The organism is Shewanella mesophila, assembly GCF_019457515.1.
GTDB lineage: Bacteria > Pseudomonadota > Gammaproteobacteria > Enterobacterales > Shewanellaceae > Shewanella > Shewanella mesophila.
This window is the reverse complement of record NZ_CP080421.1, coordinates 717,419-739,816: the sequence shown is the minus strand read 5'-3', so window position 1 is coordinate 739,816 and position 22,398 is coordinate 717,419. Positions and strand designations below refer to the sequence as shown.

Annotated in this window: 16 protein-coding genes; 7 read left to right on the top strand and 9 right to left on the bottom strand. The window is 46.7% G+C overall.

Translation table 11 applies throughout. The features are described from left to right. Positions 1–4 precede the first annotated feature (4 nt). The 4 genes from K0I73_RS03355 to K0I73_RS03340 all read left to right on the top strand — a co-directional run bounded on the left by K0I73_RS03355 (position 5) and on the right by K0I73_RS03340 (position 5,900). Positions 5–1,273: an inorganic phosphate transporter gene (locus K0I73_RS03355; RefSeq protein ID WP_220063129.1), complete on the top strand. Its 1,269-nt coding sequence runs from the start codon at positions 5–7 to the stop codon at positions 1,271–1,273. A gap of 244 nt (positions 1,274–1,517) precedes the next feature. Continuing rightward, on the top strand, positions 1,518–2,093 hold the full coding sequence (locus K0I73_RS03350; RefSeq protein WP_258405278.1) for a TIGR04211 family SH3 domain-containing protein: 576 nt from the start codon (positions 1,518–1,520) through the stop codon (positions 2,091–2,093). Positions 2,094–2,407: 314 nt separating this feature from the next. Then, complete coding sequence (putA, locus tag K0I73_RS03345) at positions 2,408–5,587, top strand: bifunctional proline dehydrogenase/L-glutamate gamma-semialdehyde dehydrogenase PutA (protein WP_220063128.1); 3,180 nt, start codon at positions 2,408–2,410, stop codon at positions 5,585–5,587. A gap of 136 nt (positions 5,588–5,723) precedes the next feature. Beyond that, positions 5,724–5,900, top strand: coding sequence for a helix-turn-helix domain-containing protein (locus K0I73_RS03340; protein WP_220063127.1), 177 nt, complete (start codon positions 5,724–5,726; stop codon positions 5,898–5,900). Between the two features lie 6 nt (positions 5,901–5,906). On the opposite strand, the gene cydC is transcribed toward K0I73_RS03340, so the two are convergent. From cydC to K0I73_RS03325, 3 genes are all read right to left on the bottom strand, one after another. Further along, positions 5,907–7,715 (bottom strand): heme ABC transporter ATP-binding protein/permease CydC, encoded by a 1,809-nt coding sequence (gene cydC, locus K0I73_RS03335; protein ID WP_220063126.1) that lies wholly within the window; start codon positions 7,713–7,715, stop codon positions 5,907–5,909. Then, positions 7,712–9,523 carry a heme ABC transporter permease/ATP-binding protein CydD gene (gene cydD / locus K0I73_RS03330; RefSeq protein ID WP_220063125.1) on the bottom strand — a complete coding sequence of 604 codons (1,812 nt, stop codon included), beginning with the start codon at positions 9,521–9,523 and terminating at the stop codon, positions 7,712–7,714. The genes cydC and cydD overlap by 4 nt, the downstream gene beginning before the upstream one ends. 184 nt (positions 9,524–9,707) lie before the next feature. Continuing rightward, the gene (locus tag K0I73_RS03325) at positions 9,708–10,040 is read right to left on the bottom strand and encodes a DUF3622 domain-containing protein (RefSeq protein ID WP_220063124.1); all 333 of its coding nucleotides are present in this window, start codon (positions 10,038–10,040) and stop codon (positions 9,708–9,710) included. A gap of 415 nt (positions 10,041–10,455) precedes the next feature. Here K0I73_RS03325 and K0I73_RS03320 point away from each other — a divergent pair, with 415 nt between their 5' ends. Further along, entirely contained in the window at positions 10,456–11,925 is a 1,470-nt protein-coding gene (locus K0I73_RS03320; RefSeq protein WP_220063123.1) for a DEAD/DEAH box helicase, read from the top strand. A gap of 201 nt (positions 11,926–12,126) precedes the next feature. Then, positions 12,127–12,552 (top strand): GFA family protein, encoded by a 426-nt coding sequence (locus K0I73_RS03315; RefSeq protein ID WP_220063122.1) that lies wholly within the window; start codon positions 12,127–12,129, stop codon positions 12,550–12,552. A gap of 1,086 nt (positions 12,553–13,638) precedes the next feature. On the opposite strand, the gene K0I73_RS03310 is transcribed toward K0I73_RS03315, so the two are convergent. The 6 genes from K0I73_RS03310 to K0I73_RS03285 all read right to left on the bottom strand — a co-directional run bounded on the left by K0I73_RS03310 (position 13,639) and on the right by K0I73_RS03285 (position 20,055). Then, positions 13,639–13,965, bottom strand: coding sequence for a hypothetical protein (locus K0I73_RS03310; RefSeq protein WP_220063121.1), 327 nt, complete (start codon positions 13,963–13,965; stop codon positions 13,639–13,641). Between the two features lie 122 nt (positions 13,966–14,087). Next, entirely contained in the window at positions 14,088–14,411 is a 324-nt protein-coding gene (locus K0I73_RS03305) for a hypothetical protein (RefSeq protein WP_220063120.1), read from the bottom strand. A 150-nt stretch (positions 14,412–14,561) separates the two neighbouring features. Continuing rightward, positions 14,562–14,861, bottom strand: a complete 300-nt coding sequence (locus tag K0I73_RS03300) for a hypothetical protein (protein ID WP_220063119.1) — start codon at positions 14,859–14,861, stop codon at positions 14,562–14,564. Positions 14,862–15,663: 802 nt separating this feature from the next. After that, complete coding sequence (locus K0I73_RS03295; RefSeq protein ID WP_220063118.1) at positions 15,664–16,221, bottom strand: GNAT family N-acetyltransferase; 558 nt, start codon at positions 16,219–16,221, stop codon at positions 15,664–15,666. Positions 16,222–16,935: 714 nt separating this feature from the next. Further along, positions 16,936–18,339, bottom strand: a complete 1,404-nt coding sequence (gene dbpA, locus K0I73_RS03290) for an ATP-dependent RNA helicase DbpA (RefSeq protein WP_220063117.1) — start codon at positions 18,337–18,339, stop codon at positions 16,936–16,938. Between the two features lie 282 nt (positions 18,340–18,621). Beyond that, positions 18,622–20,055, bottom strand: coding sequence for an MFS transporter (locus K0I73_RS03285; RefSeq protein ID WP_220063116.1), 1,434 nt, complete (start codon positions 20,053–20,055; stop codon positions 18,622–18,624). Between the two features lie 290 nt (positions 20,056–20,345). Between K0I73_RS03285 and K0I73_RS03280 the strand changes: the two genes are divergently transcribed. Beyond that, positions 20,346–22,268 carry a methyl-accepting chemotaxis protein gene (locus K0I73_RS03280; RefSeq protein WP_220063115.1) on the top strand — a complete coding sequence of 641 codons (1,923 nt, stop codon included), beginning with the start codon at positions 20,346–20,348 and terminating at the stop codon, positions 22,266–22,268. Positions 22,269–22,398: the final 130 nt, after the last annotated feature.

Genomic DNA, 22,398 nt, shown 5'->3' with positions numbered 1-22,398 from the left:
CAACATGGTTGATGTATTAGTCACCAATGGGCCATGGCTTATTGCTATTGCAGCCGCATTTGGATTTTTAATGGCGTGGGGGATTGGCGCGAACGATGTCGCTAATGCTATGGGAACCTCTGTGGGTTCTAACGCTATTACTATTAAACAAGCGATCATTATTGCAATGATCTTCGAATTTGCCGGTGCTTATCTAGCAGGTGGTGAAGTAACGAGTACGATCCGTAAAGGGATCATCGATTCGGCTTACTTCATCGACTCTCCAGAACTGCTGGTATACGGTATGATTGCCTCTCTTCTTGCTGCAGGTATCTGGCTAGTCGTAGCTTCAGCATTAGGCTGGCCTGTATCGACAACACACTCTATCGTAGGTGCAATCGTTGGTTTCGCCTCTGTTGGTGTGAGCGCAGACTCTGTCGCTTGGGGTAAAGTATTTGGTATTGTTGGCTCATGGATTGTCACACCCGCTATCTCTGGTTTTATCGCCTTTATGATATTCCAAAGTGTGCAAAAGCTGATTTTCAATACCGATAAGCCTCTCGAAAATGCTAAACGTTATGTCCCTTTCTATATGGCACTCGCTGGCTTTGTTATGTCACTGGTTACCATCAAGAAAGGTCTAAAACACGTTGGTCTTCACTTTACTAACGTGGAAGCCTATGCTCTAGCTATTGCTATTGCAGTGCTAGTTGGCTTAGCTGGCATGGTTGCCATCAAGCGCCTAAAAATGAGCGACAAAGCCGACCGTCAAACCCAATTTGGTAACGTTGAGAAAGTGTTCGCTATCTTAATGGTTGTGACAGCATGTTGTATGGCATTCGCTCACGGTTCCAACGATGTTGCTAACGCCATTGGGCCCCTAGCAGCGGTTGTATCGGTTGTTAACAGTGGCGGAGAGATCAGCAGCAAAGCACCGCTTGTTTGGTGGATCCTACCTCTTGGTGCCGTCGGTATCGTGATGGGTCTAGCTATCTTTGGTAAGCGCGTAATGCAAACCATTGGTAAGAACATCACTCACCTGACACCTAGCCGTGGTTTTGCCGCCGAACTAGCAGCAGCTTCTACCGTTGTTATTGCATCGGGTACAGGTCTTCCTATCTCTACTACACAAACCTTAGTCGGTGCGGTATTAGGTGTGGGTATGGCTCGCGGTATTGCTGCTATCAATATTGGCGTTGTACGTAACATCGTCGTATCTTGGGTAGTCACACTACCAGCTGGTGCTGCACTGTCTATCGTGTTCTTCTTTATGATTAAGGGTATCTTCGGATAATCCACCTTAATATAGAGATGCATCTAAAAAGGAAGCCAAACGGCTTCCTTTTTTGTTTCAGGCGCTTGATACCAAGCTCTGTAGTCAACCTATTACCAATACAACGCAATGAGAGGGATAATACCAATCAGTATAAAGGCCTGTTTGAGATAGCTTTGTTATCCTAGGTTCAATTTAACTAACCCTTGCAAAATTGTGTCTAAATCCCTAGCATGTGGCAATATTTCGTTGAAGAGAACTCAAAGTGTTAAGACTACTATCTATCGTTGCACTGATGTTGCTGTCACCCACTCTTTTGGCAGCTGAGCAAACCCGATATATTTCGGATAACGTCTTCACCTTCCTCCATGGAGGCCCTGGCACTCAGTACCGTATCTTAGGCAGTGTCGAAGCTGGCCAGCCCATCACCTATCTAGGTGAGACTCAAGATGATTACGTTAAAATTATTGACCATAAGGGCCGTGAAGGCTGGATTGATGGCAAGCTCGTCTCTAGAGACAAGAGCTTTAGGGTGCAGCTTCCTGAAGTGGAGACTAAGCTAGAGACAGTTCAGGCCGAACTCGACGAGCTTATCGCACAAACCAATAGTAGTGACCAAACCATTCGTCAACTACGTTCACAGCTTGCCAGTGCTGAAGAGCAACTTTCTACCGCTAGCAACGAACGTGATAGCGCTGTGCGTGAATTGGCTCAGATACAAAATAATCAGCGTTTCGAACAGCTCAAGCAAGGCGGGATGATCGCAGGTATCGGATTAATCTTAGGCGTTATCATTGCCTATCTCCCTAGACCTCGCCGTCGCCAAAAGAATCGCTGGTGATCCCAAGCGATAACAGATTTAAAGCCAGCACTTTGATTGCTGGCTTTTTTGTTTTGCCTCAAAAACGATAACAAATCGACAACATCCATCTCCCGCCAAAGCCCCGTAAACACTGAGCTAGCGCACCATCTCCCCCGACCAGATCAAGCAAAGTTCACATTCCCACTTACAACAGTGTTCCTCATCACATTTTGGAGGTATAATCGGCGCGAAAAAGGCGCCAGATTGTATACAAAAAATAATAAGCGTCTTAACACATACATTTTGTTCAAGCCAAAACTGTCCCTAATTAGGTCCAGGTGGAAGTAATTACTATGTTCCAAGCAAGTGAAGTTCTGACTGGTCGTTACGACTCAGCTACCCTAGATGAGCTTTTTCAAGCGATCACTAACAACTATATTGTCGATGAAGAGCAATACCTCGCTGAACTGATTAAACTGGTTCCATCAAGTGAAGCAGAGATCCAGCGAGTCACTCAGCGCGCCCATGACTTAGTCGGTAAGGTTCGCCAATACGATAAAAAAGGCCTTATGGTCGGTATCGATGCTTTCTTGCAACAATATAGCCTAGAAACACAGGAAGGCATTATCCTGATGTGTTTAGCCGAAGCCCTGCTGCGTATTCCTGATGCGGAAACTGCAGATGCATTGATCGAAGACAAGCTCTCTGGCGCCAAGTGGGATGAACACCTAAGCAAGAGTGATTCGACACTGGTTAACGCCTCCACTTGGGGACTAATGCTAACGGGTAAAATCGTTAATCTGGATAAGAATATCGACGGCAAGCCAAGCAGCTTACTTAACCGCTTAGTCAACCGTTTAGGCGAACCAGTGATCCGTCAAGCCATGCTCGCCGCCATGAAGATCATGGGCAAGCAGTTCGTACTTGGACGCACAGTAAAAGAAGCCCTTAAAAACAGCGTTAACAAACGTAAGCTGGGCTATACCCACAGCTATGACATGCTAGGTGAAGCAGCGCTCACCATGAAGGACGCACAGAAATATTTCGATGACTATTCAAACGCCATCGCGACCCTAGGTGCCGAAAATTACGATGAAACCGAGGCACCACGCCCGACGATTTCTATCAAGCTGTCTGCACTACATCCTCGTTATGAAGTGGCTAACGAAGACAGAACCATGACAGAGCTATACGACACCTTAGTCAAGCTCGTCACCCAAGCCCGCAGCCTCAATGTCGGTGTTTCTATCGATGCCGAAGAGGTCGACCGCCTAGAGCTATCTTTAAAACTGTTTGAGAAGTTGTATAACTCAGATGCCGCTAAGGGATGGGGATTACTCGGCATCGTCGTTCAGGCCTACTCTAAGCGTGCTCTGCCAGTATTATGTTGGCTTACCCGTTTATCTAAAAATCAAGGCGATGAAATCCCTGTGCGTCTAGTAAAAGGCGCTTACTGGGATAGCGAGCTGAAATGGGCACAAGTCGCGGGTGAGAGTGGCTACCCACTTTACACACGCAAGGCTGGCACAGATGTCTCTTACCTTGCCTGCGCGCGCTACCTATTATCTGATGCCACTCGTGGTGCCATCTATCCTCAGTTTGCCAGTCACAACGCGCAAACTGTTGCGGCTATTTCAGATATGGCAGGCGATCGCTTATATGAGTTCCAACGCTTACATGGCATGGGCGAAGAGCTATACGACACACTACTTGCTGAAAGCGGTGTCAGTACGGTGCGTATTTATGCCCCTGTGGGTGCTCATAAAGATCTACTGCCCTACTTAGTTCGTCGCTTACTTGAAAATGGCGCTAACACCTCATTTGTACACAAGTTAGTCGACCCTAAGACACCGATTGAATCTTTGGTTGTCCATCCTTTGACGACCCTACAAGGCTACAAAACCCTAGCTAATAACAAGATAGTTCAGCCAGAAGATATATTTGGTGCCGAACGTAAAAACTCTAAGGGAATCAACATGAATATCATTTCTGAGTCAGAGCCATTCTTCGCGGCTTTAGACAAATTTAAAGACACTACATGGTCTGCAGGCCCTATCGTCAATGGCGAGATCCTCAGCGGTGAAACCATAGAAGTCGTCAGTCCATTCGATACCACTAAGGTGGTCGGTAAAGTCGCATTTGCCAATAACCAAGCGGTTGAGCAGGCGCTTGCCAGCGCTCACAATGCCTTTGGTAGTTGGTGCTCAACGCCTGTTGAAGTACGTGCTAATGCACTGCAAAAACTCGCCGATCTGTTAGAAGAAAATCGTGAAGAGCTTATTGCGCTTTGTACTCGCGAAGCGGGTAAGAGCATTCAAGATGGTATCGACGAAGTTCGCGAAGCGGTTGATTTCTGTCGCTATTACGCCGTACAAGCGAAGAAGATGATGGCTAAACCTGAACTACTTCCTGGCCCAACGGGCGAACTTAACGAGCTATTCCTGCAAGGCCGCGGTGTGTTTGTTTGTATCAGCCCATGGAACTTCCCATTGGCTATCTTCTTAGGTCAAGTCGCCGCAGCGCTTGCCGCAGGTAACACGGTTGTCGCTAAGCCTGCCGAGCAAACCTCTATCGTTGGCTTCCGCGCGGTGCAACTGGCTCACCAAGCGGGTATTCCTAAAGAAGCGCTGCAGTTCCTACCGGGTACTGGGGCAACGGTTGGCGCAACGATCACCGCCGATGAGCGTATTGGTGGCGTCTGCTTTACTGGTTCGACCGTTACGGCCAAACGCATCAACTTAACCCTAGCTCAGCGTGATGGGGCGATCATTCCGCTAATCGCCGAAACGGGTGGCCAAAATGCCATGGTTGTCGATTCAACCTCACAGCCAGAGCAAGTGGTTAACGATGTGGTCTCTTCATCATTCACCAGTGCGGGTCAACGCTGTTCGGCGCTGCGCGTATTGTTCTTGCAAGAAGATATTGCAGAGCGCGTTATCGACGTAATGAAAGGGGCGATGAACGAACTGACCATAGGTGACCCAAGCTTCGTCAAAACCGATGTGGGGCCAGTAATTGATGCCACCGCTAAGGCAAACCTAAATGCCCATATCGATTACATCAAGCAAGTGGGTCGTTTGATTAATCAGCTTGAGTTACCAGCGGGCAGCGAAAATGGTCACTTTGTTGCACCAACAGCTGTAGAGATCGACTCAATCAAGGTACTTGAGAAAGAACATTTTGGTCCTATCCTGCACGTGATCCGCTACAAAGCATCCGATCTGCCAAAAGTTATCGATGAGATTAACTCTACTGGCTTTGGTTTAACATTGGGCATCCATAGCCGCAACGAAGGCCATGCGCTAGAAGTGGCCGACAAGGTTAACGTGGGTAATGTTTATATTAACCGTAACCAAATTGGCGCAGTTGTGGGCGTACAGCCATTTGGTGGTCAAGGTCTTTCTGGTACAGGACCAAAGGCCGGTGGTCCACACTACCTCACTCGTTTCGTAACCGAGAAGACCCGCACCAACAATATCACCGCTATCGGTGGTAACGCGACGCTACTCTCCTTGGGCGATAGCGACGAGTAGTTTTAGCGACTTGTCAGTAAAGCCAGTGGTTCACACCACTGGCTTTTTTATTTTGAACCGCCTTGCAGATCAGCTCCTATACTTAAACATCAAGCATCAAATGCCAAACGCAAAACATCCAAATAGGAACAATAGCATGAGCGAAAAACAACTCACCCTAGATGAAGTCTGCACCCTACTCGATAAAACGCCCGCAACCATTAAACGCTATGCCCGAGAAAACCTGCTATCGAATGTCGCAGAAGGAGATGGTTACCTGTTCAACGAAGCCGAAGTGCTGCGCTATTTAGAGTTTGCCAAACGCTTAGGTTAATCTCATTTAGTCTACACTCGAGTTGTTCAGCCTTCGATGTAAACTGGCGTAATGCGTGTCTTGTTGCAACAAAGTTTGATGATCGCCGCTGCGACGAATAACCCCGTTTTCCATCAGGTGAATCCTATCCATCTGTGCCATCGCCGTCAGACGATGGCTTATCATCAATAGAGTTTTACCTTGTGCAAATGCTAACAGCAGCGCCATGATCTCACGCTCGGTGCGTTGATCTAGCCCCTCTGTTGGCTCATCGAGTAACAGTAACGGTGCATCGCGCAACAAAGCTCTAGCGACGCCAATACGGCGCTGCTCGCCTCCTGAAAGCTGACGCCCTCCCTCACCAATCCAAATATCTAGCGGCTTATCGCCTTGAGTCAATGTAGCGAGCCCGACTCGATTAAGCACCTCTATCAGCTTAAGATCATTAGCAGCAACGGCCGCCTTTGTCTCTGTGCGAGTTAAGCCTTGGGGGATCTGATCAAGCTGGGCTAAGGTTAAGTTATCTCGCAGCGTTCCAGCAAACAGATAGATACGTTGGCTCACCACTGTCATACCGCGGCGTAGCTCACGCTCACTGTAGTGCTCAATAGATTGCCCATCTAAGGTCAGCTCACCCGCTTGTTGCTGCCACTCCCGAGTAATTAACGATAACAGGCTCGATTTACCGCAGCCCGTTTGCCCAAGTAACGCGACCTTATCGCCCGCATTAATGGTCAAATTGATCCCATTGAGCACCTTCTGCCCTGTAACATAAGCAAAATCAATATCCTTAAGCACAAGCGCACCTTGGGTAACTTGCCGATTCGAGGTTTCCTCAAACTGGATACTTGGCGTTTGATCCACCAGCTGATTAACTCGCTCAGCCGCTGAAACACAGGCAGATAGATGCTGAAATGCCCCAGCCAGTGGCATCAACATCTCGATACAGGCCAAGGTCGAGAATACAACGAGAGCGAGCATGGGGCCTGGCGGCAGGTTGTCGCCAACACCATCTGCGGCTAAATATAATAGTGCAACTACGGCTAGCCCGTGACATAAGACTAACGCGGCCTGACTGAGCGCGGTAACATTGGCCATCGCAGATTGACTGGCAAAGAGTCGCGACTGAGCCTTATCTAATTCGCCGCGAAAACGTGTCACAGCACCAAAGAGAGTTAGCTCAGATTGTCCCTGCAGATATTCGAGCATCAGTACTCGAAAATGACGCTTAGCGTCCAGTTGTTCAATGCCGGGTTTATGCCCCAACTGGTAAAACGTTAACGGCAGCAGTAGCCACAACAGCAACAGCAGACTGCACAGGGTCAATGCCAGTGTTGAATCAAACCAACCGAGAAAAAGATAGAGCGCCGCGATCATCAGTAGTGAGGCCGCCATTGGAGTCACTAAACGCAGATAGAGATGATCTAGCGTATCTATGTCTGATACCAAACGGTTAAGCAGATCGCCCCTACGCACTCCCTTAAGGTCACTCGCACTGAGCGGCATTAGTTTGCACCACGCCCAACAACGAAGGGTTGTCAGTAATTTAAAGGTGGCTTCGTGGGTGGCAAGACGCTCGCCATAACGACTGGCTGTTCGGGCTATGGATAAAAAGCGCACCCCACCTGCTGGGGTAAAATAGTTAAATGCCTGCGCCGTTGCCACGCTCAAACCCGCAACCGCAGTGGCCGACAAAAACCAGCCAGACAGTGACAACAAGCCAATGCCAGCCATTAAGGTGGTAATACTCAAAGTTAAACCGATTAGCATCATCAACCACTGACGCCGAAACAGTGTTAAAAATGGCAGCAGATGCGCCGCGCCGTTACGCTTCATAGTCGCACCTCATCTTCGGTTCCTTTTACTGCCCCTTGTTCTATCCCTTGTTGATCGTGGCACATATCGCGAAATACCCCAGGCTGACGAACGAGCTCGCTATAACTCCCCTGTTGCACCACAAGCCCTTTGTCTAACACAAAAATAGTGTCCATCTGAGCTAAGGTCTCCAATCTGTGAGTCACCATCAATGATGATGCGTGGCTCATCGCTTTGCTGAGCGCAGATAGAACCGCTTGCTCGCTGTGGCTATCTAAACTTGCAGTCGGTTCGTCGAGTAAGAACAGTTTGGCGTCTTGGCCCAGTGCTCTGGCGAGACACAGACGCTGGGCCTGGCCAACAGAAACCCCTGCACTTTGTTCACCAATGGGATGAGACAATCCCAATACTTGTTTATCGACAAAATCACCAATGTTGGCTTTATCGAGCAGTGACAAAATGGTGCTATCACTCATCTCTGGATCACTCATCGCGATATTGTCACGAACCGTGCCATGAAACAGTTGTGGCTCTTGGCCGAGCCACGCCAGATGACTGCGATAACTCACCTTATCGAGTTGACTCAACTCAATGCCGTTGACCAATACTGAGCCTTGATAGGGTAAAAAACCGAGTAACATATTAAGTAAACTACTCTTACCCGCACCACTTGGACCAACGAGTGCAATATGTTGTCCAGCACTTAATTCAAGACTAATAGGCCCGACTAGCCTTTTGCCATCGAGGCTGTTAACGATAACATCTTGCATCTCTAACTGCAGTGGAGCAATTGCAGAAAAAGGCTGCATTGACCTAGATGCTTTATCCGCTTCAACTTGATGGTTAAGCAACTCCATCAAGGCTTCTGCCGCACCAATGGCTTGGGCTTTGGCGTGATAATGGGTGCCCATATCGCGCAGAGGCTGGTAGAACTCTGGTGCTAAAATAAGCACAAACAAGCCAGTAAATAGCGTCAGCCCCGCGCCGTAGTGACCAAAATCTAAATGGTCGAGAAAACTAAACCCAAAATAAACCGCCAACACGGCTATCGATACCGCAGCGAAAAACTCAAGCACCGCAGAGCTTAAAAATGCCATCCGCAGCACCGACATAGTGCGCTCACGGAACTCTTCTGAAGCCGTTTCAATCGCCTTAACTTCGCTGTCGCCGCGGTCGAAGAGTTTGATGGTACTCATCCCTTTTAGGCGATCCATAAAGTGGCCGCTGAGCTTCGCCAGCGCGCTAAAGTTCTTCCGATTGGCATCGGCCGCCCCCATACCCACCAAGATCATAAATAGCGGAATAAGCGGCGCAGTGGCTAACAAAATAATGCCCGCCGCCCAGTTAATAGGAAACACCACGGCTAAAATGGTTAACGGAATAAATCCCGCTAACATCATTTGTGGCAGGTACTTAGCATAGAAGTCATGTAGATCTTCGACCTGCTCTAATACAATACTCGCCCAGCTTCCCGCCGGTCTTCCCTTAATAAAGATGGGACCAAGCTCGGTCAACTTATCTAAAACAGCCTTACGAATCGCGCCTCTTAGTAAGCACCCAGCCTTAAAACTAATTCGCTCTCGGGCGTAGGCTAATAATGCTCTAAGCGCGATGACTGCAAGCAAGGCATAGAAGTGATTAATAAACTGAGTTTTAGGCAAAGACTCAATAATCATTCCATGTAACATAGTGGCGAGTAGGTAAGCTTGCAGTACTAAGGCAACCCCCGTCAGCACACCAAACATAACGGTAAGATTAAGGTAGATACCACAAGTCGATTTTTGTTGTTTCAACCAAGCAGACAATACTTTTTCTAAGCTTTTATCCATGGGGCTCCGAAGAGAACGGGTTCAAGGGCTAGAGGGGCATATTCAATATTGGTGAAGTATCGCAGGCAATGAACTGGGAATAAATAGCGGCTAACGTAAATGTTATGAGGCTCACAAAAATTGAGCTAGATCAAAAAAGCCAGCGCAACTGGCTGGCTTTTTCACGACATATTTTCAGCAAAAATTAATCTTGCTTGATATAGATCTCGTCTTCATCATCGTCTGCTTCGTTATCGCCGTGCGCATCACGCCACTCTTGTGCCGCCGTTTCTTTTGCCGCTAGCGCTTCGTTACGCTCATTACGTTGCTTAGCACGACGTTCGTTACGCACCATTAGATTTTCAACAATCTGTTGTAGTGCTTTATTGCCCCACTCGTTGGCTTCTGCTTCAGTAGCAAAACCCTTTTGAGATTTAGAGACGACCGTCTTACGTGCAGTCATGCGGCGAGTCACTTGTGCAGTCCATGTACCTTCGGCTTCGATCACACGAAGACCGTATTTCTTTTGTTGCGTCATTGTATTTCCTAATTCGATCTTCGAGTGTCTAGTTCGCTATCAATATGGGTTGGGTGCTGCTGACATAAATATGATGTAAAGCAGAAAGGCGGCTATTGTAGTCTCCTTTGCACAAAACTCAATCATGAGCGAGAGAATAATAGCATTAAATTGATTTTACTTAACCCGCTTGACAAATAATCGCCATTCCACCAGCACACCACAAACGATAGCGAGTCGATTTTTACACCAGCAAAGCAATTAACCTATACTTTTAACCACAGACAAGACTATATGTCGCGCTAAAACTGTATATTTTGCCGCCGAGTTCCACCGAATAATTAGCGATTTTTAACCAGATCCTGTAAGATGCACGCCCGCCAGCGTACCTGGCACCTGAATTTCGCTGCCCTTGGCAGCCCCAAGAGACCCATCTATGAGTTTTACCTCCCTAGGTTTATCCGCCCCAATTTTAAAAGCTGTAGCCCAAAAAGGTTATGAAACACCCTCCCCTATCCAAGCACAGGCAATTCCTGCGGTGTTAGAAGGCAAGGATGTGATGGCGGCGGCACAAACCGGCACGGGCAAGACGGCAGGCTTTACCCTGCCACTGCTAGAACTACTGAGCAAAGGCGAGCGTGCTCGCGCTAAGCAAGTGCGCGCCTTGGTATTAACACCAACACGAGAGCTCGCAGCACAAATCGCAGAAAGCGTCACCACATACGGTAAATACCTTCCGCTTCGCAGCGCGGTGGTATTTGGTGGTGTAGGTATTAGCCCACAGATCAGCCAGCTTAATCGCGGCGTCGATATTCTGGTGGCAACACCAGGACGTTTACTCGACCTTTATAATCAAAGAGCCTTAAGCTTTAGCCAACTCGAAGTCTTAGTACTCGACGAAGCCGACCGCATGCTAGACATGGGCTTTATTCACGATATCAAAAAGGTATTGGCCATATTGCCGCCAAAACGCCAAAACCTAATGTTTTCGGCCACCTTCTCCGATGAGATCCGCACCTTAGCCAAAGGCTTAGTGAATAACCCAGTCGAGATCTCGGTGACCCCACGTAACACCACGGCTAACACTGTTGAGCAGTTAATTTGTCCTGTGGACAAAACTCAAAAATCGGCGGCACTGGTGCAACTCATTAAACAAAATGATTGGCAACAAGTATTGGTATTTAGTCGTACCAAGCATGGCGCCAACCGTTTAGCCAAGAACTTAGATGCCAAAGGTATCACCTCGGCGGCGATTCACGGCAATAAGAGCCAAGGTGCACGAACCAAAGCCCTCGCCAACTTTAAAACTGGTGAAGTGCGTGTGTTAGTGGCGACCGATATTGCCGCTCGTGGTCTCGATATCGACCAACTGCCACAGGTGGTCAACTTTGATCTGCCCAACGTGCCAGAGGATTATGTGCATCGTATCGGTCGTACTGGCCGCGCGGGTGCCGATGGCAAAGCTATCTCCTTGGTCAGCAGCGAAGAGTTTAAACTGCTGGCCGATATTGAGCGCCTTATTGGTAAAAACTTGCCTCGCACCGAAGTGGTAGGGTTTGAATCGACTCACAAGCTGCCAGAAACAGACTTGACGCCTAAGCGCCACAACCAAAACCGTGGTCCACGTAATACCAAGCCAAGCGGCAACCGCGCACCGCGTAATAGTGGCGGACACAACCGCAATGACGATAAGCCACAAGCCAACCGCGAAGGCCAAAGTAAGCGTCGCAGTGGCGCAGCCAGCAAGCCTAGCGCCGAAGGCCAGAGTCAAGATCGTCAAGGTCAGAATCGCCAAGGGCAAGGAGAAAGCAAGAGTCCTTACCAAGGCAAGAGCGAACACAGAGATGGTAACGCACCAGCACGCCGTCGTACTCGCCGCCCAAATGCGGCAGCACTGACAAAGTAGTAGCATAATTGTTAGCTGGGGCCAGGCAGGTCTGCGCCCCTTTTTGACGATTAACCTTTGTTTCGTTACATCTCTGCCCAAATCATCTGCCTACAGAGCAACATTGACTTCTCGTCAGCATTCAAGGACGGTAACAGCCTATATAAGTTATGGGTATGCTTGGCTATAGTTCTTAATAGCTAGCAATAAACAGGGAAAGTTATGACTTCAAAAATCAAAAATACAGCAGCACTCCAAGGCGGCTGCCTTTGCGGCGCACTGCGTTATCAAGTATCTGCCATGCCGTTTGACAGTGATTACTGTCACTGCAGCCAATGCCGCAAGAGCACAGGCGCGATGGCCGCCTGCTGGGTGGATTTTAAAACCGAGCAGATCACTTGGCTTAAGGGATCGCCAACGGAATATGCTTCATCAACCACCATTCGCCGTGGTTTCTGTAACCAATGCGGCACCAGTATCAGCTACCGCAGTACCGATTACCCAGATTACTACACCCTGAGCATCGCCTCGCTGGATAACCCAAACGCTGTGGCGCCCAGATATCATATTCACACAGATCAGCAGGCAGACTGGCTCAAGATAAGCGATGATCTGCCCAAATACCGCCAGAGCCGCAGTGAAGGATAATATTAAGGCTTCATGGTGAGCTTATCTCCTGCGGTGGGCTCATGTGCAGATGCCAGTGAGACGCCACAAGTACATTCCCTGTAGGCTCTGCCGAAACATCTGATGTGAATGGACTCACTAATGCCGCACTGACAGGGCCGCTCACCAGTGTATCTACACTGGGCGTCTATCGTCTCTTCGATTTAGCGTTAATAGTGTGACTCGTACATACAAGCTGACTTATTTTTAGACAAAAGTATGTAGATCTTCGAATGAAGGTACTGGCTTTTTAGCTTGTAACCTTTAACAGCATAGGTTTTTACTTCGCTGATGGCAGCGTTGACCTTCATGGTTTTGAATTGCCTACGGCAGGCTTATGTGCAAACACATTTTTGGCACGGTGAGTGAAGCACAGCTTCATGCTAACGAACGAGAAGCAGGGATGCCGAACTGGCCTTTAACAGGGAGGTTGTTCGAGTACTTCCCTGTGGGCTCTACCAAATAATCTGACCTACATGGATGTAGGGAATGCCGAAAAATGTCGGGAACATTTTCGGTCCTGATTTCGAAGGCCAAAAACGTGTTTACACCCATATCTATCGTCTCTTCGATTTAACGGTAATTGTGCGACTAGCACAATCTGACTTATTTTTGGACAAAAGTGGGTTTACCTTTGAATGAAGGTGTTGGCATTTTTGGCTTATAACATTTGGCTGAATTGGTTTTTGGTATGGCTGATGGTAGCGTTAACCTTCATTGTTTTGAATCGCTTGCAGCAGGCCTCATGTGCAAACACATTTGTGACGCGCTACGAGCACTTCCATGTGAGCTCTACCTCGGCGTCCATGCCTCGGAAGGTCACAACTGTGTTCACACCGAGTTTTCTATCTCTTCGATTTGACCTTACTGGTACCTCTTGGGCAATCACAAGTTAACTCATTTCTGGACATTTTTGAGTTAGGACTTTTGCTCTACTATGTGAGTTTAAGATTAATATTTCTATGGCTAACGCCCTAATAATGGGCAAAAAATTGTTGGCTGAAATGTTGAGGAACGAAAACAGCAAACTGTTTTTTGTCCTTATTTATTAGCTTGTTAGAGCCTAACTTAACCGCAACTGACATGATAGACAATTAAAAACATAGCATGATCGATAGTCGCTTTTGGATCTGTCATTTCAACGCCATCAGATACCACGCACTTCGAGCTTTGAGATTTCACAAAGCTATTTATAACTTCCACACGTTTGTTTTCTTCAAAGAAAGGGCTAACAGTATTTAGCTCAAAGACACACAAATATTTGCTGGCACTTTCATTAGGCCAAGTAGGCTCTTTAAAGCAAGAACTGCCAACAGCTTTAACAGGTGAGTCATGTGTTTCTTGGGAACTTGCAGCAGCCGAAAACAGTGCGAGAAATAGAATGAAAAGTTTCAATTTGACTCCAATCCTTGTGGTAGCTCTAACGCCCGGCTCACCGAGCAAATTTTTGATGGCGGCTTTTTTGCCGCGCAAAAAAGGTGACAGCGAAAATTTGTCCGGTGCAGCCGTTTGTTAGTTTACTCATCGGGTTGCTCGGGAGTTTTGGCGATTGTCCACTTGTCACCGACTTTGTTTCGCCAAGCGTGGTAGCCTGGTTCGATCTTGGCGACCTCGAATACAGTAGGGTCAATTTTAGTAATTTCTTCTAGGCCAACCAGTTTGGCATCTTCCATTGTGTATTCAATATTGCTTACAAACTGCCACCCATCATCTTCCAAGTCGTGATATACAACTTGAATCGGATATTCACCTTCTATGATTTGCCGAATAGTAAAAACAGCACAGTTCTTCGGCTGATCGAATGGCCATTCATCTTCCTTTTTCTTGAATATACCGAACATTTCTCGATCCTATTTTTGGAAACTAACGCCGCAAACAACAGCGCGTAGGTTGGCGATGTTTTTGCTGGCTTTTTGTTTTAGCAAAAACGGCGACAACCGTTATGCGTCTGATTGATTTGCCTTGTTATATTTTGCTTCAAATAAGCAAACCTAACCTTGCGGTAAATTAACCCAGCCTAAAAGGATTAATAAGCCATAAGTAACAACACCACCCAATCCAGCAATGAGAACTAAACCTAATGGCTTTTGATACCATTTAAATATATTGCCATAATTATGCTCTAATAAAGTTAGCGCACTATTAATTTGAGGATGATATGGATGAGATGCTTTCAATACCGCTTTACAAGATAGTAAATAACTTTTTAATTCTTTTAATTGCAATTCAGATAAATCAATTGAAGTTGCATTATTGATAGCCTCATTGAATTCATGACGAATTACTTTCAAGATAAAGTTCCCTTATAAAATCACAAAAAATATAACAGCTTATTCGTGCGCATGCGCGTTTACCTCGTTGGACCAGTGAAAACGCGCACAGTTAACTATCTGTATGCAAAGAACTTATCAGCATTTTGCCGCTTTTCATATAAGTAATCCATCAGGAAAAACGCGCATGCGCGTTTTCCAAACCTATTAACTAAAAACCTGTCACCATAGTTAATTGATTTTATGGGATTTTATTTATTGCGAATGGAATTAGTGTGCACTGATTTTGTCTAAAATTTATACCAAAAAATCTAAATTTAAATACGACTGTATACCCATACATTATTAGCCGATTTCTGGTAAGGCCAAACACTAGGTAAATGGATGAGATTTTGTATGGCACAAAAGTAGGGATTTTCGATTGAGATAACGAGTCGAAACACGGAATTGGGGCAAAGCTTCTTAGCTTTTAATTCTCAAGTCACACCAAACACTGTCAAATCGAAGAGATAAAATGACCCAGTGTAAGTGCGGTTTTGGCCTTCGAAATTATGGCCGAAAATGTTCCAGACATTTTTCGGCATTCCCTCCGTCCTTGGAGGTCAGATGATTTCGCAGAGCCCACATGGATGTGCTCGCAACGATATCCCTATCTAAAAGCCAGTTCGACAATCCCTGTCTCTCGTTCATAAGCACGAAGCTATGCTTCACTCACCGAGCCAAAAGAGTGCTTGCACATTCCTAGCCGGACAGGCGTTAAGTAACAGCAAAGGGGGCGACCTTCAAACCCACTAAACCAGTACAAACGCTCAGATAAAACCCGTTAATCCTGAGCATGATTTACCTTAGCGGTCAGTATATGGTCTTGCCATTTTCCGTTAATTTTAAGATAAGACTTCGCGAGACCTTCTTTCTCAAAACCGAGTCGAGTCAGCAGCGCTTCGCTGCGAAGGTTCGTCGGAATATAGTTGGCCATAATTCGATGCAGCCCGAGCTTAGAAAACATGTGTTCGATACTCGCCTCGAGTATCTCTTGCATATAACCTTGCCCTTGATACTTTTCACTCAAGCCATAACCTAGGTTGCATGCTTGAAATATCCCGCCGATGATATTAGTAAAATTACAGACACCAATTACCTCGCTTCTCTCCTTATTCAGTGCGACCAACTTAAGAGCAGATCCAGCCTCATACATCATATAGCTTTCAATCAATGCTGCTTTCCAATGGCCAACACCATAGAAATCAGGCTCACGCTTTGGTTCCCACTGCGCTAAATGCTGTTTGTTGCGACAGTAATACTCAACCATCAAGGACGCATCATTAGGACCTAGCATCATTAAACTCGTGCGTGAAGTTTCAATAATAACTTTTGATTTCATATATATAATCAGTGTAACAAGTAGAAGCAGAGAAGATAACAGAAGCACGACTAGCTGACGAGGGAAAGCATCAGAATAAAGCGATAGCCAACCATGATTTATCAACAACATAACCAGCTTCTAGCGAATATCAATACTCAGCGCCATTAGATCCACAACCTGATTCAGGTTTCAATATATGCAGCCGTACATGAATTCACTTATGGTACCAAACACAGCCAAATCGAAGAGACGAAATGACTAAGTGTAAACTCGTCTGCGGCCTTTGCCAGCATGGCCACTCTCTGGCATCCATGTCACCGCGGCATTTGTGAATCCATTCACGTCAGATGCTGGCGAAAAGCCCACAAGGATGTGCTTGAACTACGTCCATGTCTAAAAACCAGTTCGTCGTCCATGCCTCTCGTTCGTTAGCGCTAAGCTACGCTTCACTCACCGTGTCGTAGAAGCGTTTGCACATTAGGTCGTTCTATCACATCCATGTGTTCACGACATTGGTGCATCCACCGAGGGTGATAATTTGCGATGAAGGGCTCCCCCCACTTAACCAATCCCAATCCAGCCATACGCTAAACCCTAAAAAACACAAAAAAGGAGCTAATGTTAGTTAGCTCCTCTCATCAAATCAGTGTTAATAGCAAACACCCACGCAAGCTAAATCCTTATAGCTAATTAAGCCAATCGCTAGCTAACGCAATGAATTAGCGCGATAAGTTAGCGCAGTTCCCACGCCCGATAACTCTTACCCTTGAGCTTACCTTTGACGATCTTATTGAGCGCCTTATTCAACACTTTACGATCAACGGCAACATAGGAGCGGAATTCGGTGATCTTAATCTTACCCACTTCGCAGCCTTCGATGCCGTTGTCACCCGTTAGGCAACCTAAGATATCGCCAGGACGTACTTTGTTCTTCTTACCACCGTCAATTTGAATCGTCACCATGCGAGGCTGAGGTGGATAGGTATCGAGTAAGCTTTCGCTCGGCAGCGCTTCATCAACGATGTCACGGCCGATTTCATCTTCAAGCAGTGCAATCTTATAGCCATCTTCATGATTATAAAAAGTATGCGCTGCGCCTTTGCTGCCGGCGCGGCCGGTACGGCCAATACGGTGAATGTGCACTTCAGTGTCGTAGGCAACATGGTAGTTGACCACCATATCCAGTGCATCGATATCCAGCCCGCGAGCGGCTACGTCAGTTGCCACCATCACGCTGGCACTCTTGTTCGCGAATCGAAGTAACATCTGATCACGATCGCGCTGCTCTAAATCGCCATGAAGGGCGACCACACAAAAGCCATCATTAGCCAATTTTGCGGCCACATCTTTGGTTTCGCGTTTGGTATTACAGAACACTACGGCACTTTCTGGCTTATGATGCAGTAGCAGCAGACGCAAGGCTTTCATGCGATCATTGTTATTACCACACTCATAAAAATGCTGGTCGATAGTGTTACCGTCATGGTTACCTTCCACTTTAACCATCACGGGATTCACCAAGAACTGTTCACTAATGGTTTGAATTTGCTCAGGGAAAGTGGCGCTAAATAGCAAAGTCTGACGTTCACGCGGCACTTCAAGCATGATGGCGTCTAGCTCTTTTTGAAAACCCATCTCTAACATGCGGTCGGCTTCATCGAGCACTAGCATGTTAACGTTCTCAAGATCTAAACGGCCGCGATCGAGATGATCGATAATACGACCTGGTGTACCCACAATGATGTGCGCGCCATGTTCTAGTGAGCCAATTTGTGGCCCCATAGGTACGCCGCCGCAAAGGGTTAAGATTTTAATATTGTGAATACCACGCGCCAAGGTACGTAGATCGGCTGCTACTTGGTCGGCCAATTCACGGGTTGGGCACATGACTAGTGCCTGAATACGAAAACGTTTTACATCAAGCTTATTCAGCAGACCTAAACCAAAGGCCGCGGTTTTGCCTGAGCCCGTTTTGCCCTGACCAATGACATCTTCGCCATTAAGGATCGCTGGTAAACTTTGCGCCTGAATAGGCGTCATGGATGCAAAACCTATGGTGGTTAAGGTATTGAGTAACTCTGGTTTTAACGGCAGGCTATTAAACCCAGTAGCAGTGTTTTTGTCGGCTTGGCTCACGGTATTTTCCTAGTCGGATCATGCTGAGCTAGGCCGAGTATTAATCGTGCGTGCGCAGCTAATCGAATGTTATCGCTTTTAGATAGGCTAGCTAACCCAACCACATCTATGATCACCAAATGCGTTAAGCCCTGCCCTGTATTGGCGGCGATTATAGCAATGTTTTACCGAAAGTGCGTTAGGTAAGAGTGGTTAAACGGGTTAATCAATAAAAAGCCCCTGCGCTTGGCCAGCATAAATGCAGCGCAGGGGTTAATATCAATCAGTATAAGATTTGAAGAGTTAAGCGTTGGCGAGTTCGGCCTCACCTTTATCGCTATCACTGTCTTTGGCATCGAGACGTTTAATTACTGCGCCATAGATAATTAGAGATACTGCTGAAACACTAGCAATACCGGCAAACACATACCAGATGTAGTGTGCATGTGATGAGGCTTCAACCCACAAAGCATGGTCGCTAAAGGTACGAGGATCTGGGCAATACGCTTCGAGCAAATATCCTGACAAACCAAAGCCTAGCAGTGAACTAATAAACGAATGCAGATGAGAGAAACCTAAGTACAAGCCCTCTTCGCCCTTAGGTGCCTGCAATGAAAAGTATTCCAAGAAACGAGGCGAAATAAAGCACTCCGCTAACCCTTGAAATACGATCCCTATGATCATCATAGCCGCAATAGGATGCATACCTAAAATGGTTTCACTGCCAGCAAACATATTGCCCGATGCCATTAATAGTGCCGATACTGGCATAATAAACATGCCTATGGTCATCGAAGAAAGCGCGCTACGTTTAGCCATCATTGCGGTAACCAGACTCACACACAAGAAGACTACCAGCGGATTCACGTTAGCGTACCAAGACGGCGATGAGCCTTCGCCTGCCATGCGTAACACATATTTTGGCATGGTGGCATAAAGCTGATGTTGCACCATCCAAAAGCCAGAAATGATCACAGTAAGCGAAATCAAACGGCCATTCGCCAGCACCTTAGTTAATGCTTGCCAAATTTGACCAAGGCTCTTGCCTGAGCGCTCGTTGTCGGTACTTTTAAAGAACAGGAAAATACTGACAAAAGCGATAAATGTCATGGTGGCAGCGAAGTAGTTGAGGTTAATTAACCCCAGATCGCCCATAGACTCACGCAGGGGTTTAACCACAGTTTTACCCGAAAACGCCCCTATATTAACCATCATGTAGAAAATAGAGAAACCTTTGGCACGCGTCTCTGTGGTCGTCGACAACGCAACGGTTCCGGTGATCACCGCCTTAATAAAGGAGCCACCGATCATGATGACGACTAAGATCGGAATAATCGCCCAGCGAATATCGGCTTCTCTCAAGCCATGGTAGACGGTGTCTTTACCGTATTCCACCAGCCCTTGAGTCTCGATTAATATCGGGAAAATGGCGAGTGACGCATAACCTATGGTCAATAGGCCAAACGCCAATAACAAGGCGCCTCTAAAGCCAATTTTGTCGGCCAGCGCGCCACTGAATGTGGGTAAGAAATAGAGACCTGCAGAGAAGGAGCCCGCAAGCCAAGCCGCTTCAACATCGCTAAAACCCAATATACGCGATAGATAAAGAGTGATAACAATAAACACGCCATAATAGGCGGCGCGCTCAAGTAGTTCGACCCCGTTAGCGATCCAGAACATCCGCGGAAAAACGGTTTTGGTGTTGCTGCTAGGTTTGGATGTGACTTTATTATTCATTTGATGTGATCCAAGATAAAAAACACATCAAACTACCGCGAGCCCAGTCACAACGCAACACTTGTAACCGCCATTAACAACTATTTTTCATTGATTGCGATCCATACCACATCCAATAACAGGCCTAGATCTGGGGCCAAATTCAACCATAGTTATTTAAGTTATAGTACTTTTTCGAACTAATTCTTTGCTGCTAATAACCTCAAATTTATCAGTCATTTCTATTGAGACATTCCGCTCCAGCATGGCGTTTCTCTCCTATACTTATTTCCATATAAGGAGAAAGCGCTATGCTAACACTCAATATTCGCCAAAAAGTTGTACTCGCTACTATCATATCAGTGGTTTTATCCATCTTTTTAATTAGTCTCTATGCGATGACTAATAGTCGCAACATCATCTTAGACGGCACCCTTAATCGAGAACTACCCGCTGCACTTGGCGAGGTCGCTAATGACGTCAATGGTCAACTGTTAACGCCGATAACTATCTCCAAAGTGATGGTGAATAATCTTAAATATCAATCTTATATTAACCAAAGCGAACCAAAAGATATTCAACCTGAACTGATCGAGTCACTTGCGAATATTCAGCAAAAATTCAATACCATTACCGCTTTCTTAGTCTCTAAAAATACAGGCAATTACTTTACTCACGAGGGCTTATTTAAAACCATTTCGCCAACAGACAGTCGCGATAAATGGTTCTATAACTTTCTCGCCAGTGGTAAAGAATATGATCTCGCCATTGATGTTGATGACCTTAACCATACCTTGACTTTATTTATTAATTATTTGGTCAAAATTAACGGTCAAGCTAGCGGTGTGGCTGGGGTGGGACTATCGCTGGACAGCTTAGCTAACAATGTTAGGCAGTATCATATCGGCGAGAATGGCTTGGTATTTTTAACCGACGGGAAAGGGATAATCAAAATCCACGCCGATACCGCCAACGTAGGTAAGAGTGTTAGCGAACTGGGCGATATCGATGTCAGTCAACTGATGAATCAAAAAGTGTTTGCAACCTCTGAATACCGCAAAGACGGTGTGGATACCTTAGTGGCGAGTCGTTATCTCGACACCATAGGTTGGTACCTGATTGCAGAAATACCCAAAGATGAGTTGTATGGCGCCATCAATGATGCAACTTGGTCGTTAGTGATTATGGGGATAGTACTGGCGCTAATTATCATGGTCAGCAGCACCTGGCTAATTAACCGCCTCATCGCCCCGTTTGGTGAGTTAGCCAAAATGCTCAAGTCTATCGGCGAAGGAGAAGGCGACCTGACCATACGGCTCGATGACACCCGAAAAGATGAGACCGGCAGTATGGCACAGGGGTACAACCAATTTGTTGGCTATCTTAGTAAAACCTTACAGAGTGTTTCTGCAACTGGGAATGATCTGTTTGATGCCGTCGAGCGCATAGATAATCAAGCCAAACATATGGAACATGAGATCAATGAGCAGGTGAGTAAAATTGAACAAGTGGCGACCGCAATCCATGAGATGGGTATGACAGCCGAAGAGATCGCAGGCAGTGCAAATAATGCCGCGCAAAATGCGCAAGTCGCCGATGAATCTGTCGGCCAAGGTAACCTGTCGGTGCAAAACACCATAGCCAGTGTCGCCACCATGAGTGAGCAGCTCAACCATACCAGCCAAACCATTAGTCAGCTGGCGGAAGATGCCAACTCCATTGATACCGTGTTAGAAGTGATCCGCGCAGTGTCTGAACAAACGAACCTGCTGGCGCTTAACGCTGCCATTGAGGCCGCTAGAGCTGGCGAACAAGGACGCGGTTTTGCTGTGGTCGCCGACGAAGTGCGAACCTTAGCATCACGCAGCCACGCATCAACTGAAGATATTCGTCATATCATCGAAAAGCTGCAAGCTAAAACCCGCGATGTAGTTGAAGCCATTGCCCAGAGCACCGCCTTAAGTGAACAAAGCCAGCAGGAGGCGATCACCTCTGGCGAACATCTGCAAAGTATCTCTGAGAATATTTTGGCAATGAATGAGATGAGTGTGCAGATCGCAACCGCAACCGGCGAACAATCGAATGTGGTCGGTGAGATTAACCCCCATGTTACCGCGATTGCAGATATCTCAAGAGCCAGCAGTGAAGTCGTACGCCAGACCTCTTTAGATTGTAGCGATCTGCGAGAGATGGCGGTGCAGCTAAACGAATTGGTATCACGATTTAAGTTTTAGTGAACCTTTCTCAGCCAAACGGCTTAAGTGCTTAACCTCGCTTAAGCCGTCGCATCTTTGGCCATTAATGGTTATCCTAGCTGCCATTAATTGACAATGTTTTATACCAATCAGTATAAGAAATAGAGTG